The sequence below is a fragment of the Streptomyces sp. ISL-100 genome (genome assembly GCF_018614615.1).
Classification (GTDB): Bacteria; Actinomycetota; Actinomycetes; order Streptomycetales; family Streptomycetaceae; genus Streptomyces.
Genome location: NZ_JAGGOK010000069.1, coordinates 109,627 through 123,800 on the forward strand (window position 1 = coordinate 109,627; position 14,174 = coordinate 123,800).

13 protein-coding genes are annotated in these 14,174 nt (G+C 71.5%); 4 read left to right on the forward strand and 9 right to left on the reverse strand.

The window, feature by feature from the left end; genetic code table 11:
• Window positions 1-81: 81 nt before the first annotated feature.
• From J7E89_RS29435 to J7E89_RS29445, 3 genes are all read right to left on the reverse strand, one after another.
• Window positions 82-1,302 carry an ArsA family ATPase gene (locus J7E89_RS29435; RefSeq protein WP_214977500.1) on the reverse strand — a complete coding sequence of 407 codons (1,221 nt, stop codon included), beginning with the start codon at window positions 1,300-1,302 and terminating at the stop codon, window positions 82-84.
• A gap of 7 nt (window positions 1,303-1,309) precedes the next feature.
• Window positions 1,310-1,777, reverse strand: a complete 468-nt coding sequence (locus J7E89_RS29440) for an SRPBCC family protein (RefSeq protein ID WP_214977501.1) — start codon at window positions 1,775-1,777, stop codon at window positions 1,310-1,312.
• Between the two features lie 93 nt (window positions 1,778-1,870).
• Entirely contained in the window at window positions 1,871-2,632 is a 762-nt protein-coding gene (locus J7E89_RS29445) for a metallophosphoesterase (RefSeq protein WP_214977502.1), read from the reverse strand.
• 285 nt (window positions 2,633-2,917) lie between these two features.
• Between J7E89_RS29445 and J7E89_RS29450 the strand changes: the two genes are divergently transcribed.
• A complete protein-coding gene (locus J7E89_RS29450; RefSeq protein WP_214977503.1) occupies window positions 2,918-4,714 on the forward strand; it encodes a long-chain fatty acid--CoA ligase in 1,797 nt (598 codons plus the stop codon).
• A gap of 89 nt (window positions 4,715-4,803) precedes the next feature.
• Here J7E89_RS29450 and J7E89_RS29455 read toward each other — a convergent pair whose 3' ends face one another.
• Window positions 4,804-5,958: a glycosyltransferase family 4 protein gene (locus J7E89_RS29455; RefSeq protein ID WP_214977504.1), complete on the reverse strand. Its 1,155-nt coding sequence runs from the start codon at window positions 5,956-5,958 to the stop codon at window positions 4,804-4,806.
• A gap of 97 nt (window positions 5,959-6,055) precedes the next feature.
• On the opposite strand from J7E89_RS29455, the gene J7E89_RS29460 reads away from it, so the two are divergent.
• Window positions 6,056-7,306 carry a glycosyltransferase family 87 protein gene (locus tag J7E89_RS29460; RefSeq protein ID WP_214977505.1) on the forward strand — a complete coding sequence of 417 codons (1,251 nt, stop codon included), beginning with the start codon at window positions 6,056-6,058 and terminating at the stop codon, window positions 7,304-7,306.
• Between the two features lie 63 nt (window positions 7,307-7,369).
• Here the strand turns inward: J7E89_RS29460 and J7E89_RS29465 are convergent, their stop codons facing one another.
• The 5 genes from J7E89_RS29465 to J7E89_RS29485 all read right to left on the reverse strand — a co-directional run bounded on the left by J7E89_RS29465 (window position 7,370) and on the right by J7E89_RS29485 (window position 12,960).
• A complete protein-coding gene (locus J7E89_RS29465) occupies window positions 7,370-8,605 on the reverse strand; it encodes a hypothetical protein (protein WP_214977506.1) in 1,236 nt (411 codons plus the stop codon).
• Between the two features lie 82 nt (window positions 8,606-8,687).
• Window positions 8,688-9,731 (reverse strand): NlpC/P60 family protein, encoded by a 1,044-nt coding sequence (locus J7E89_RS29470; protein ID WP_214977507.1) that lies wholly within the window; start codon window positions 9,729-9,731, stop codon window positions 8,688-8,690.
• A 254-nt stretch (window positions 9,732-9,985) separates the two neighbouring features.
• Window positions 9,986-11,014, reverse strand: a complete 1,029-nt coding sequence (locus J7E89_RS29475) for a C40 family peptidase (RefSeq protein ID WP_214977508.1) — start codon at window positions 11,012-11,014, stop codon at window positions 9,986-9,988.
• A 308-nt stretch (window positions 11,015-11,322) separates the two neighbouring features.
• Window positions 11,323-12,681 (reverse strand): NYN domain-containing protein, encoded by a 1,359-nt coding sequence (locus J7E89_RS29480; protein ID WP_214977509.1) that lies wholly within the window; start codon window positions 12,679-12,681, stop codon window positions 11,323-11,325.
• Window positions 12,682-12,717: 36 nt separating this feature from the next.
• The gene (locus J7E89_RS29485) at window positions 12,718-12,960 is read right to left on the reverse strand and encodes a hypothetical protein (RefSeq protein WP_069929105.1); all 243 of its coding nucleotides are present in this window, start codon (window positions 12,958-12,960) and stop codon (window positions 12,718-12,720) included.
• 140 nt (window positions 12,961-13,100) lie between these two features.
• On the opposite strand from J7E89_RS29485, the gene J7E89_RS29490 reads away from it, so the two are divergent.
• Both J7E89_RS29490 and J7E89_RS29495 read left to right on the forward strand, forming a co-directional pair.
• The gene (locus tag J7E89_RS29490; RefSeq protein ID WP_214977510.1) at window positions 13,101-13,811 is read left to right on the forward strand and encodes a rhomboid family intramembrane serine protease; all 711 of its coding nucleotides are present in this window, start codon (window positions 13,101-13,103) and stop codon (window positions 13,809-13,811) included.
• Window positions 13,808-14,089 carry an Lrp/AsnC family transcriptional regulator gene (locus tag J7E89_RS29495; protein WP_214977511.1) on the forward strand — a complete coding sequence of 94 codons (282 nt, stop codon included), beginning with the start codon at window positions 13,808-13,810 and terminating at the stop codon, window positions 14,087-14,089. The genes J7E89_RS29490 and J7E89_RS29495 overlap by 4 nt, the downstream gene beginning before the upstream one ends.
• The last annotated feature ends 85 nt before the right edge of the window (window positions 14,090-14,174 follow it).

Sequence of the window (14,174 nt, forward strand, 5' to 3'; positions counted from 1 at the left end):
GCGGACTCCTGCGGCAGGACGGCGGTTCGTACGGCACGTACGCCTCGTACCACCGACGTTACCCGAACGGCGGCACGCGGTTCACTTGGTCTGCGGCCACAGCCGCTGGTCCGGCGTGAACCGCACCTTCAGTACGCCGCCCGTCAGTCCCGCGCCCGAGACGTCGCAGCGGCGCAGGGCGGACGGCAGGGTCAGGATGCGGCGGAACGGGCCCGCGTCGAGCACGAGTTCGTCGCCGCGGCGGACCAGGCCGAGCTCCTCCTTCACGGCCCCGGGCAGGGGGAGGTGCCAGACGAGTACGCCGTCCTCCGCCAGCCGGTCCTCCACGGTCCACGGCTCGTCCGCGTCGACGCGCCCCGGCTCAACCGCCAGGGCCCCGTCCGCGGCCAGTGCGTCGAGGCCGTCGAGGCCGCGCGGATCGCCGCCGAGGTGGCGCACCTCGCGGACCGGCGCCGCCGGCTGCCGTGCGCCGTACCAGTCGGCCCACTCGGCCAGGCACTTCTGCTGCTGGGCTGCGAGCGTCGCGAGCCAGGTGTCCGGGGAGCCTTGCGGCAGGGTCCGGTTCGCGGTGACCGACTCGACGCGCAGGCCGAAGAGGGCCAGTCCGGTGCGTGCGGTGCGCAGGGCGTCGGCTCCGGCGGGTCCTGGCTCGGCGACCAGCCGTACGGTCGTGCCGGGATCCGCGAGCAGGGCCTCCACGGCGGCCAGCTCCCCGTCCCAGCGGGCGGCCGTCTCGTACAGCCACTGCGCGGGCATCGGGACGCCCGCGAGCTGGGCGAGCATGGGCCGCAGCGCACGGGCGGCCTGGCGCTCGGGCGGAAGCAGCCGGCGCAGGTAACGGCGCAGCTGCTCGGGGAGCGCGAGGGCGGCAAGGGCGGCGTGCAGCGGCGGCAGATCGACAACGACGAGGTCGTACGCCGCCGAGCCACCTTCAGCGCCCTCACCGCACGTGCGCAGTGCGCGGAGCAGTGCGAATTGTTCGCTGCCCGGGAGCTCGGTCAGTTCCTCGGTGGCCAGGCGGTTGGCGCCGAGCAGGTCGAGCACGGAGCCGGCGCGCTCCTGGAGGGCGAGGAGTTCGGCGCGGAAGTGGGCGCCGGAGTCGACCCGCGCGGCGCACAGGCCCGGCGCGGCCTCGGCCGGTGCGGAGCCGGTGGTTATGCCCAGGGCCGCGCCAAGGGTGTCGACCGGGTCGGTGGACAGGACCAGAACGCGCAGCCCGCCGCGCGCGGCCGCCAGGGCGGTCGCCGCGGCGACGGTGGTACGGCCCGCGCCGCCGGGGCCGGTGACGAGGACCGTGCGCATCAGGACATCAGGCCTTCGCGTCGCCCGGGGTGCCGGGGTTGCTCTCGACGCGCTTCTTCAGGCCCGCCAGTGCGCGGTCGATGATGACCTTCTCGGCCTTGCGCTTGATCATGCCGAGCATCGGGATCTTGACGTCGACGGTCAGCTGGTAGGTGACCTCGGTACGGTCGCCGCCGCCCACCGCGGCGAGGCTGTACGAGCCGTCGAGGGCCCGCAGCATCTGCGACTTGACCAGCGTCCAGCTGACCTTGTTGTCGCCGGTCCAGGTGTACGCGAGGGTGTGGTCGTCCTTGATCGCGCCGGCGTCCAGCAGCAGGCGCACCTGCTCGGCGCGGCCCTTGGCGTCGGTGGCCAGGACCTCGGCCTCCTTCACCTCGCCGGTCCACTCCGGGTAGCGAGCGAAGTCGGCGATCACGCCCATCACGTCGGCCGGTGCCGCCTCGATCGTGATGCTCGAGCTGGTGTGTTCCGCCATCGCTGTGGCTCCTCCAGTGCGGTTCCGGTCAGGGGGCCCGTATCTCCGGGGACACGTCCGCGTGAAGGCTACCGCGACCGTCCGGGCCGCCCGTCACCACTCCAGCACCCACGGTCGGCCGGACGAAGCGAAGTGGCCGACGTTGACGCATTCCGTGGCGCCGACGCGCATGCGCCGGACCTGCGGCTGGTGGACGTGCCCGAAGAGCGCGTACTTGGGGCGCGTACGCCGGATCGCCTCCAGCAGCGCCCGGCTGCCCCGCTCGAACCGGCGGGCGACGGTGTCGTACAGGAGCTCGGGGACCTCGGGCGGGATGTGCGAGCAGAGCACGTCGACCTCACCCAGGGCCTCGACCTTGGCGGCGTACTCCTCGTCGTCGATCTCGTAGGGCGTACGCATCGCGGTCCTGAGCCCGCCGCCGACGAAGCCGAAGACGCGGCCGCCGATCTCGACGCGCTCACCGTCGAGGACGGTGGTGCCCGGCCGGGCGTACTCGGGCCACAGCGGCGGCATGTCGACGTTGCCGTACGTCGCGTACGTCGGGGTCGGGAACGCCGCGAAGAGTTCGGCGTACTGCTTGCGCACCGCGGCTTCGGTGGCGGCCGCCCGGTCGACGCCCGCCCACAGCCTGCGGCCGAGCTCCCTGGCTTCCTCGAAGCGGCGGGCGGTGCGCAGCTCGACGATCAGATCGGCGTTCTCGATGCCGAAGAGTTCGGGGAAGATGCCGCGCGAGTGATCCGCGTAGTCGAGGAAGAGCACCAGGTCACCGAGGCAGACGAGCGCGTCCGCGCCGTCCCCCGCCCTGGCCAGATCCTTGGCATTCCCGTGTACGTCGCTGACCACATGCACTCGCATGACGATCACCCTAGGACGCCCGGGTCCCGCCTGGGTAGAGGGGGCCGGACCTGCGGTTACTTCCAGGTCCCGGCATGGTTGGACTAGTCTGCCGGGAGCACCGCCACGGCGTGTGACGCAGCGAACATCTGGCCGGAACCCCCTATCGGGAACCGAGTACTGGTGGGTAACGTCCGGGCAGTCCAGCAGTTCAACGTGCTCACCCCACTGAGCACCTGCCCGGTCTTGGACCGCAGCCGACGCGCACACTGACGTGGCGCCGGCGCCCGATGAGGAGCAGCAGTCTTGCGCGAGTTCAGCCTTCCGGCCCTGTACGAGGTCCCCTCGGACGGCAACCTGACAGATCTCATCCGCCGCAACGCCACTCAGCATCCCGATGTGGCGGTCATGAGCCGCAAGGTCGCGGGCGCCTGGACGGATGTCACCGCCACCGAGTTCCTCGCCGAGGTCCGCGCCGCCGCCAAAGGCCTGATCGCAGCCGGCGTCCAGCCGGGCGACCGGGTCGCCCTGATGTCCCGTACCCGCTACGAGTGGGTGCAGATGGACTTCGCGATCTGGAGCGCCGGCGCGGTGACCGTGCCGGTGTACGAGACCAGCTCCGCCGAGCAGGTGCAGTGGATCCTGGGTGATTCCGGCGCGGTCGCCGCGATCGTCGAGAGCGAGGCACACGCCGCCGCCGTCGAGTCCGTACGCGACCGGCTGCCCGCTCTGAAGCACGTCTGGCAGTTCGACCAGGGAGCGGTGGAGCAGCTGCGTACCTCGGGCGCCGAGGTCACGGAGGAGACGGTCGACGAGCGCAGCACGAGCGCCAAGGCCGACGACCCGGCCACGATCGTCTACACCTCCGGCACGACCGGCCGCCCCAAGGGCTGCATGCTGACGCACCGCAGCTTCTTCGCGGAGTGCGGCAATGTCGTCGAGCGCCTGAAGCCGCTGTTCCGTACGGGCGAGTGCTCGGTGCTGCTCTTCCTGCCGGCCGCGCATGTCTTCGGCCGGCTGGTCGAGGTGGCGTCGGTCATGGCGCCGATCAAGCTCGGCTGCGTACCGGACATCAAGAACCTCACCGACGAGCTCGCCGCCTTCCGGCCGACGCTCATCCTGGGCGTGCCGCGCGTCTTCGAGAAGGTCTACAACTCGGCGCGCGCCAAGGCGCAGGCGGACGGCAAGGGTAAGATCTTCGACAAGGCCGCGGACACCGCGATCGCCTACAGCCGCGCGATCGGCAGCCCGCAGGGCGCGCCGCTCGGCCTCAAGCTCAAGCACAAGGTCTTCGACAAGCTGGTCTACAGCAAGCTGCGCGCGGTGCTCGGCGGTCGCGGCGAGTACGCGATCTCCGGCGGCGCCCCGCTGGGCGAGCGCCTGGGCCACTTCTTCCGGGGCATCGGCTTCACGGTGCTTGAGGGGTACGGCCTGACGGAGTCGTGCGCGGCCACCGCGTTCAACCCGTGGGACCGGCAGAAGATCGGTACGGTCGGCCAGCCGCTGCCCGGGTCGGTCGTACGGATCGCGGACGACGGCGAGGTGCTGCTGCACGGCGAGCATCTCTTCTCGGGGTACTGGAACAACGAGGCGGCCACCGCCGACGCACTGACCGACGGCTGGTTCCACACCGGTGACATCGGCACGCTCGACGAGGACGGCTACCTCGCGATCACCGGACGCAAGAAGGAGATCATCGTCACGGCGGGCGGCAAGAACGTCGCTCCCGCGGTGATCGAGGACCGTATCCGGGCGCACGCGCTGGTCGCGGAGTGCATGGTGGTCGGCGACGGGCGGCCGTTCGTCGGCGCGCTGGTCACCCTCGACGAGGAATTCCTGGGCCGCTGGGCCGCCGAGAACGGCAAGCCGGCCGGTTCGACGGCGGCGTCGCTGCGCGACGACGCGGAGCTGCTGGCGGTCGTCCAGCAGGCGGTGAACGACGGTAATTCGGCGGTGTCGAAGGCGGAGTCGGTGCGGAAGTTCCGCGTGCTGCCGGCCCAGTTCACCGAAGAGGCCGGTCACATCACGCCCTCGCTCAAGCTGAAGCGCAATGTGGTGGCGAAGGACTTCGCCGACGAGATCGAGGCGCTCTATCAGGGCTGAGCAGCCCACGACTTGGCGCGGCCCCCCGGACAGATCCGGGGGGCCGCGCCGCTTTACTACGGCGTCCCACTACGGCGTCGGCCCGGCCCTCAGAGCAGCGTCTTGAGCTTCTCCGCGAGCAGGTCCCAGCGCCACTTCTCCTCGACCCACTCCCGGCCCCGCTCACCCATCCGGCGCCGCAGCTCCGGATCCTGGAGCAGTGCGACGATCCGGTCGGCGGACTCATCGGCCGCGACGGCCGCGGGCCCCCCGCGCACCACCCACCCGGTCTCCCCGTCCAGTACGGCGTCGGGCGCCCCGCCCGAGTCGCCCGCCACCACCGGCAGTCCGGTCGCCGACGCCTCCAGGTAGACGATGCCGAGCCCTTCGACGTCGAGCCCGCCCCGGCGCGTACGGCACGGCATCGCGAAGACGTCACCCGCGCCGAAGTGCGCCGGCAGGTGCGCCCACGGCACGGGCCCGGTGAAGCGCACCGAGTCCGTGACGCCGGTCTCGGCGGCCAGCTTCTTCAGCTCCTTGGCGTACGGTCCGCCGCCCACGATGAGCAGCACCGCGTCGGGCACCTCGCGCAGGATGCGGGGCATCGCCAGGATCAGCGTGTCCTGGCCCTTGCGGGGCACCAGGCGGGACACGCACACCACCACGGGCCGGCCGGCGAGCCCGAGCCGCTCGCGGACCTCGTCGCCGCCGGAGCCGGGGTGGAACGTCTTCTCGTTGACGCCGGGCGGCAGCTGGACCATGCGTGCGGCGGCTTCCGGCGTGAGCGCGGCGGCGATGCGCGAGCGCGTGTACTCACCGAGATAGGTGATCGTGTCCGTACCCTCGCCGATCCTGCGCAGCAGCTGCCGGGCGGCGGGCAGCTGGGCCCAGCCCGCCTCGTGGCCGTGCGTGGTGGCGACGATCCGCCGCGCGCCCGCCTTGCGCAGGGCGGGAGCCATCAGGGCCAGCGGGGCGGCCGCCCCGAACCACACCGACGTACAGCCGTGTTCGCGCAGCAGCCCGGCGGCCTGCCGGGTAACGCGCGGCGTCGGCAGCAGCATCGGCGTCCGGTCGCGTACGACGGTGAACGGCTGCTCGGCGTCGAAGGCGGCGATGGCCTTCGCGCTCTCGGCGCCGCGCTTCCAGGTGGAGGCGTAGACGACGAGCTGTTCGGGGTCCAGGCGCAGCGCCATATTGTGCAGAAACGCCTGGATGCCGCCGGGGCGGGGCGGAAAGTCATTGGTCACGATCAGGGTCTTGTGCATCGCCGCAGACAGTACCGAACGGCCCAGCTCCTTGGCTCGCACAGCCGGGCCCTGCATCATGTCTCCGGCAGCTGTACGGGAAATATATGAGGTGGTCATGACGGGCGCAGGCAGCGCAAAGCCCATCGCGGTGTGGGTACTCACCAGAAGCTTGCTGCTGCTGTGTGTCTTCAAGGTGCTCACGGTGCCGGGCCCGGACGTCACGAGTGACGTTTCGGTGATCTACCAGGGCTGGTACGAGGTCTTGCGGACCGGCACCTTCCCGCTGGACGACATCACCTGGCAGTACCCGCCCGCGGCCGCCCTGGCGATCCTCTCCCCCGCCCTGCTGCCGTTCCTCGGCTACGCGACGGCCTTCTTCGTACTGGCGTGTCTGGCGGACGCCCTGGTCACGGGCCTGCTGCTGTACGCCGGGCAGCGCCCCGGAAAGCGGCTCGCGGGCGCGTGGGTGTGGGTGGCCGGCGTGCCGCTGCTCGGCCCGACGGCGTATGCCAGATACGACGTGATGGTCACCGCGGTCGCCGTCGCCGCGCTGCTGGCGGGGGCGCGCCATCCGCGCGTCATGGGGGCGCTGGCGGGCTTCGGAGCGCTCCTGAAGGTGTGGCCCGTCCTGCTGCTCGTCGGCACGGTTCGGGGGCGCGGGACCCGCACCGCGTGGACGGCGGCGGCAGCGGCCGGGGCCGGCCTGGTGGTGCTGTTCTGCGCCACGATGCCGGGGGCGCTCGCCTTCCTCACCTTCCAGCGCGACCGGGGCACGGAGGTCGAGTCGCTCGGCGCGCTCGTGTTCCATGTCGCCCGGCACTTCGGCTGGGAGGGCGAGGTGCTGCTGAACTACGGCTCGGTGGAGTTCGTCGGCCCGTACGTCCCGATGGTCAGCACGGCCGCGATGGGCCTGACGGCCGTTGCCTTCGGCTGGCTGCTGCTGTGGCGGCTGCGGGCGGGGCGGTTCCGGGCGTCGACGCCGTGCGACGCCGCCTTCGCCGCCGTCCTGCTGTTCACGACGACCAGCCGGGTGATCAGCCCGCAGTATCTGCTGTGGCTGGTCGGCCTGGCCGCCGCCTGCCTGGTCTTCCGGGGAAGCCGGATGGACCGGCCCGCGCAGCTGGTCCTGGCCGCGACGGGGGTCACCCTGCTGGAGTTCCCGGTGTGGTTCTCGCACGTCGTGACGAGCGACGCGCTCGGCCTGCTGCTGCTCGTGGTGCGCAATGGGCTGCTGGTGGCCGCGATGCTGATGGCGTGCCGCCGGCTGTGGCAGGACACGGTGTCCGGGCCGCGCGCCCACGATGCGAGCCCGCTGCCGGCCCAGCGCGACGGGGCCACCGAAAAGCCGAAGCAGCTGGCGTCGTAGGCCGAACTGGAGCTCCGCCCCAGACCGCGCTCCTCAAACGCCGGAGGGTCGTCCGGGGTCACCTCACGCCAGCTGCTGCCGCACGTACTCCCGCCACCGCACCGTGAAGTCCTCCGGCGTCGTGCCGAGCACTTCACGCATCGCTTTCTCCACCGCGCCGTCGCGCCGCCCGTGCCCGCCCACCGCCCGGTAGAAGTCGGTCAACCGCTCCTCCCCCCACTCCTCCGCGATCAGCGCACACGCCAGCCACCCACCCTCGTACGCCCGCCCCAGCGCCCCCGCGTCCCCGCCGAAGCCGAAGTCCTCGTCGCTCGGCGGCGCTGCCGGCAGATCCCCGGCCCGTACCGCCCGTTGAAGCTCAGGCGCGGCCTGGCCGGCGCCGCGTCCCGTCCCCCGGTACGCCGCCCAGTCGGCAAAGCCCTCCGAGAGCCACATCGGCGTGGCGGCCGAGGTGTGGGCGCGGGTCGCGACATGCGTGGACTCATGGGTGAGGACGAGCTGCTGCCCGAACTCGCCCAGCACCGCGTACGCCTGCGGATTGACGACCACCCGGTCCGCCGGCGCCGCACCCGAACGGCCCGCGCCCGCCTCCCCCGTAGTGACGGCGGCGATGCCCCGGTACCCGGCCGCCGGAGCGCCCAGCAGCGAACCCATGTCGTCGAGCGACGACGGCACCAGGATCAGCAGCCGCCGCGCCCACCGGCCCGGCCAGGCCCGGTCCACCGCCGGCACCGCACGGTCGGCGGCGTCCGCTATGGCGCGCAGCCGCTTCTCGTCCTGGCCGGCGCCGAGGACCAGGCTGTGTGCGCCGCGTACGACCGTGACCTTGCCCTGCTCCCAGAGCTGACGCCCCCCGCTGCGCTGCGGGCGCTCGGCGGCGACGTACCAGCGCCCGTCCCGTCGCGTCAGGTCCAGCCGCTCGGCGGCCTTCACGGGGGCCTCGTCGTACCCGTCGAACCGGTACCGCAGCTCGATCAGGGCGGTGGCGCGTCCCGTGCCCGTACGGTCGAGCTCGGTCAGCCGGTACTCCCAGGAGCGAAGCGGCACCTGCGCGAGGTTCGCGAACTCCGCGCGCTCGGCGGCCCGCAGTCGCGTCGCCGCCGGGTCGAGTTCCGCCAGGTACGCCGCCTCGTCGCGGTCGACGACAGCGGCCGCCCTGCGGTCCAGCGTCCGCTGGATGTCCCGCGCAGCGGTGTCCGCGGGCTTGCCGGGCGTCGTGCACGCGGACGCCAGCAGCAGCGCGGCGAGACCGGGTCCCGCCCACCGCTTCCACCGAGTCCCGCGCCGCCGGCCTGCCACCCCGCCGATCGTACGGGCAAAGCGACACGCTCAGCTGAGACCCGGGTCACCGGCCAGACCGCGGTCAGACCCGGTTCACCGGTCAGACCCGGGTCACCGACGAGACCGGCATCATGCCGACCGGGTCGTAGCGCACCGGGGCGCCGGGGTAGGGCGCGTGCACGACCTGGCCGTTGCCCACGTACATCCCGATGTGGCTCGCGTCGTCGCGGTACGCCACGAGGTCCCCGGGCTGCGCCTGGTCGAGGGAGACCTGCCGTCCGGCGTACCGCTGCGCCTGCGAGGTGCGCGGCAGGGAGACGCCCGCCTGCGCGTACGACCACTGGGTGAGGCCCGAACAGTCGAAGCCCGAAGGGCCGTTCGCGCCCCAGATGTACGGCTTGCCCACGGCCTGCTGCGCCGCCAGCACGGCGGCCGCGGCGCGCCCGGAGACGGGTGCGCCGCCTAGCGCGGGCAGGACCTCGCCGCGCCCGCCGGAACGCGAGGACCGGTCGTCGTACTCCTCGCGCTCGGCCTTCGGCAGCGAGTTGAGCAGCCGCCGCGCCGCGGCGAGCTTGCGCTCCACGGTGCGCTTGTGGCGGGCGACGGCGGCCCGGCTGCGCTCCAGCTCGCCGAGCTTGACGGCGGCCTCGGCGCGCTGCCGGCCCAGCTTGCGCTGCGCGTCCCTGAGTTGGCTCAGGGCGCTCACCTGGCGGGCGCCGATGCGGTCGAGCGCCGCGGCCTTGGAGAGGTAGCTGTCGGGGTTCTCGGACAGCAGCAGGGCGAGGGCCGGATCCAGGCCGCCCGCCCGGTACTGGGCGCCCGCGACCGCACCGAGCGCGCCCCGCATGCGGTTGATGCGCTCCTGGCCTCGCGCGGCCATGTCCTGGGCCTGGCCGACCTGTTCGCGCAACTGGTCCGCGAGCTCGTCGGCCTTGTTGAACCGCTCGGTCGCCTGCTCGGCCTGCTCGAAGAGCCGGTCGACCCGCGCCTGGGTGGTCGTGGCGGTGTCCGAGGACGTGTCGTGTGGGTCGGCGCTCGCCGGGGACGTGACAAGCGCCGCCGCCGTCGCCGCGGCAGCGGACAGAACTGTGACCCGGGCGCTCTGCGTGAGGCCGGACTGTGAGGGACGCCGGTGGGTCGCCACAGGAAGCCGCACTCCTTCCACTGCGTGCAGCCCCCTGCCGCCCGGGCGGGCGGACCAATGGACCGGGGAGCTGCGCGAGCAGACAGTAGCGGTGCGATCACGCGGCGGCCAAAGATCTCACCGGGGGCGGACCGGGCGCAAACAGTGACGCCCCACCGGAGAACCAGGTCACCGGCGGGGCGGACAGTCAGCGGGAGTTGCCGGAATTCGCCCGAATGGGCGGTGCCGGCAACGGCCCCTGGGACTGGCGTTCGTCAGATACGCACACCGAACTGGAAGGTGCCCATGTAGTCCATCGACTCGTATCGCACGTTGGCGCCGGGCTTCGGGGCGTGCAGGATCTGGTTGTTGCCGGCGTAGAGGCCGACGTGCGCCAGGTTGTTGAAGAACACCAGGTCGCCCGGCTGGAGCTGACTCTTGCTGTACATCTTCCGGCCGTCGTTGTGCTGGGTGAAGGTGGTCCGGGTTATGGAGACACCGGCCTGGGCGTACGCCCACTGGGTCAGCCCGGAGCAGTCGTACGCGTTGGGCCCGGTCGCGCCGGAGATGTACGGCTTGCCGATCTGGGTGGCCGCGGCGCTCAGCGCGGCGCCGCCGCGCTGGGAGGCCGGTACCTCGTTGCCGAGGTTGACGCGCTCGCTGGCCGCGCGGCTGGCGCGCTGCTCCTTCTCACGCAGCTCTTCACGCTCGGCGGCGGTGAGCGTGTTCAGGAGCCGCTGCGCCTCGGCGAGCTTGCCCTGGAACTTCTTCTTCTTCTCGCCCAGCTCCTGGCGTACGTCTTCGAGGTCGTCGAGCTTGTCCGTCGCCTCGGCCCGCTGCTGCGCGAGGGTGCGCTGCTTCGCCTGGATCTTCTGGAGCGACTCGGCCTGCTTGGCGCTCAACTGGTCGATCGCGCCGGCCTTGTCGAGGTAGCTGTCCGGGTCGGCGGAGAGGAAGAGCTGCACGGAGGGGTCGATGCCGCCGGAGCGGTACTGCGCGCTGGCCACCGAACCGAGCTCGCCGCGCAGGTCGTTGAGGTCCTCCTGGCCGCGGGCGACCTTGTCCTGGAGGTTGTCGACCTCTTCCTTGAGCTTGTCCTGCCGCTCCTTGGACTGGTTGTACTTCTCCGTCGCGGCTTCGGCCTCGTGGTAGAGCTTGTCGACCTTGGCCTTGACCTCGCTCTTGGTCGGCTTGGGGTCGGCCTGAGCGGTCTGGGACGTGAGAGCGACAGCTGCGGCTGCGGTCGCGGTGAGCACAGTCACACGAGTGCGGCTCGGCTGCTTGGGACGACGGTGGGACGCCACGAAGGCGAGCTCCTTCTTCCTCGAGCCGCCTACCGGGGTCGGGGACGTGATCCCCGGCTCCACGATTCGGTTCCCCCGCGGAAATTGGACCGAATTGTGTGGACTCGGCGGTACCTTCGCTGACACCCCGGGTGGGTGATCAACCGTTCGAAGGTTCGAGGGCAGACCTTAGTGACCTTCTTGTGATCAGTTCAAATCCTCAGGTGTAAAAACTCACCCAGTGGTCACAATCTTTACTTACATCACACGCGTAGTAATGGTCACTTGACAGCGCGTTTCCCCAATTCGGGCATTACGCCGAGAAGTTATTACACGCGCGAAAGCCGCTTCAGCAACAAGGCGGACGCGACGGGCCTCGCGCCCGATTTGGCGACTCCGTCGGCGACTTCGCGGTCCGTGGACACCACGACCACGGGCCGCCCCGGCGGTTCCGCCCGTACGAGCTGCCTGATGAGCTCGTCAGCGGTCACCCCCGGCTTGCTGAACAGCACCCGCACTCCGCGCGGCGGCGCGAGCAGCACCGGCGCCACCAGTTCCGCGCCGTCGAAGACGCACGTCACCTCGGCGCCCGTCTGCGCCGCGAGCATCGAGAGGCCGCCGAGGAGCCGCAGCCGCTGCTTGTCGAGCGGCATCTGCGGATAGCCCGTCTTGGTGACGTTGTAGCCGTCCACGACCAGATGACACTGCGGCAGTTCGAGGAGCTGGTCGAGCAGCGCCGGGTCGGTCTCGGACAGCGCCCTGGCCGCGATGTCCTTGGGGGTCATACGGCCCGGCTCGACGGCGTCCACCGTGTCGGCGGGATGCACGGACGCGGGCGGCAGGGCCAGCTCGCGGCGCAGCCCCTGGGCGGCCTCCAGCACCGTGTCGAGCAGCAGCCGCACCCGCATGTCCTCGATGCTGCGGCCCTCGCGCACCGCCCTGCGGCTCGCCTCGACGGACGCCTCCGCCTCGCCGAGGCGGGTCCGCAGCCGCCGGGACTCGCTTTCGGCGGCGGTGACCCGGGCGGCGGCATCGGACTTGAGTGCCTCGGTCTCGGCGTTCGTACGTCGCAAGGCGGCCTCGCCGCGCTTCACATCACTCAGCGCGCTGCGCAGTTTCCGGCTGAGTACGTCGGCTTCCTTGCGGGCGGCCTCCAGCTCCGTGCGGAGCCGCTCCGTCTCGCTCTTCGTGTGCTCGCGCGCGTGCGCGAGCTCCTCGCGCAGCCGCTCCAGCTCCCGCTGGGCGGCCTCGTCGGCACGCTCGGCATCCGCCCGCAGGGCCTCCTCGCCCGCGGCGGCCACCAGCTTGACCCAGCCGACGGGACGCAGGACGTACGCGGCGGCGGCCACATCGGCGGGGTCGGCGGCGGCCGGCGGGGAGCCGGACTCCAGCGCGCGACACAGCTCGGGCTGCGCCTCGCGCAGCTTCTCGCCGATGCGCTGGCGGAACAGCGAGTCGCCCTCCAGGGCAGCCGCCATCGCGTTGCCGGCGAACTTGGCGCGCCGGGTCGGGGTAAAACGGGCGTACTGCCTCAGCTGGGACGGAAGTTCGGCGACGGTGAGGCCGCCGAACGCGTCCGAGACCAGTGCGACGACCTTGTGCCGTACACCTTCGGGCAGCGGGCGGTCGAGCACCTCGGCGTCGTCCCCGGCCGGTCCGGCCGGTTCAGCGCCGCTTGCATGCTCCACAATCCGTCACCCCACTACCCTTTCGGGCCGGTCCGCTCAGGAGCCGGCGCCCGGCCTGTCCACCAGTTCGATCTGGTCCACCGCGTTGCACCAGCGGCAGCGCACGGACTCGATGGTCTCACTGACCACCTCGCGTTCTTCGACCTTCGGCTCTCCGGCCAGGTCGAGGTGGACGTACTCGATCACCTTCGACGAGCGGGTCACATCGAAACGCGTGAGATTGCCGCACAGGGCGCAGCGCCACCGGGTCTCGGCAGTCGGCAGGGGAACCGTGGTCATCGTGCGTCCTCTTTCATCGTGCCTACTGCCCGTAACCCTACGGCCTCACGGGTACCCCCTGCGGCGGACCGTCCACGGTGCGGGACGGGGCCCGGCGAGGCGGTCTGTCCTGGCCGGTCCCGTTACGGGATGATCCGGGCATGATCAATTGGCGAGAAGCGGCGCGGGGGCCCGTGGTGACACACGGCGCGATCGGTCTGTGCTGCCTGATCTTCGTCATCGGCCCTCTCTCGGGGCTCAATGCGGTCTACGGCACCGGCGACTTCCTCCTCGCCGCGCAGAGCGGATATTTCGAGCGCTGGGGTGTCATCCCGAGCGAACTGCTGAGCGGCGCCCCGGCCGCGCTCGTCACCCCGCTGACCGCCCTGTTCGTACACGGCAGCTGGCTGCATCTGCTGGGCAACATGCTTTTCCTGTTCGTCTTCGGGGCGATGGCCGAGGAACGGATGGGCCGCATGCAGTTCGCCCTGCTCTATGTGGGCTGCGGCTACCTGGCCCTCGTCGTGTACGCCGTCGCCCATGCCGGCTCGGACCAGACGCTGGTGGGGGCCTCGGGAGCGATCTCGGCGGTGCTCGGCGCCTTCCTCTATCTCTTTCCCCGAGCACGCGTCACGAGCCTGTTTCCCTTCCTCTTCTTCCTGCCGCTGCGCTTACCCGCCTGGATCGTGCTGATCTTCTGGTTCGTCCTGCAGTGGCTGGCCGCGCGGAGCGCCGGTTCGGGCCCCGGGGTGGCGTATCTCGCGCATGTGGCGGGGTTCTGCGCGGGCTTCCTCTACGCCTGGGGGCGTAGCCGGCGTACGACTAGAGTGAGAGCCTCAGCGCCGGCCACCGAGGGAGAAAGCCAACCGTGATCACCGCGATCGTGCTCATCAAGACCAGCGTGGACCGGATCCCCGAGATCGCCGAGTCGATCGCCGCGCTGGAAAGCGTCAGCGAAGTCTTCTCGGTCACCGGTACGTACGACCTGATCGCCATGGTCCGCGTCGCCAAGCACGACGACCTGGCGGATGTCATCCCCGGCCGGATCAGCAAGATCCCCGGCGTCGAGGGCACCGACACGCATGTCGCTTTCCGTACGTACTCGCAGCACGACCTGGAAGCGGCCTTCGCGATCGGTCTCGACGCGTAAGGCCCGCGCTCCGGACACCCGGCTGCTCCGGACACCCGGCTGCTGACCGAAACCCGCTCGGCCGCGTCGGTGAGTCCTCACAGAC

Coding starts and splice junctions, on each gene's coding strand:
- J7E89_RS29435 (WP_214977500.1), bottom strand. CDS start 1,302: ATGCGCACGGTCCTCGTCACCGGCCCCGGCGGCGCGGGCCGTACCACC.
- J7E89_RS29440 (WP_214977501.1), bottom strand. CDS start 1,777: ATGGCGGAACACACCAGCTCGAGCATCACGATCGAGGCGGCACCGGCC.
- J7E89_RS29445 (WP_214977502.1), bottom strand. CDS start 2,632: ATGCGAGTGCATGTGGTCAGCGACGTACACGGGAATGCCAAGGATCTG.
- J7E89_RS29455 (WP_214977504.1), bottom strand. CDS start 5,958: ATGCACAAGACCCTGATCGTGACCAATGACTTTCCGCCCCGCCCCGGC.
- J7E89_RS29460 (WP_214977505.1), top strand. CDS start 6,056: ATGACGGGCGCAGGCAGCGCAAAGCCCATCGCGGTGTGGGTACTCACC.
- J7E89_RS29485 (WP_069929105.1), bottom strand. CDS start 12,960: ATGACCACGGTTCCCCTGCCGACTGCCGAGACCCGGTGGCGCTGCGCC.
- J7E89_RS29490 (WP_214977510.1), top strand. CDS start 13,101: ATGATCAATTGGCGAGAAGCGGCGCGGGGGCCCGTGGTGACACACGGC.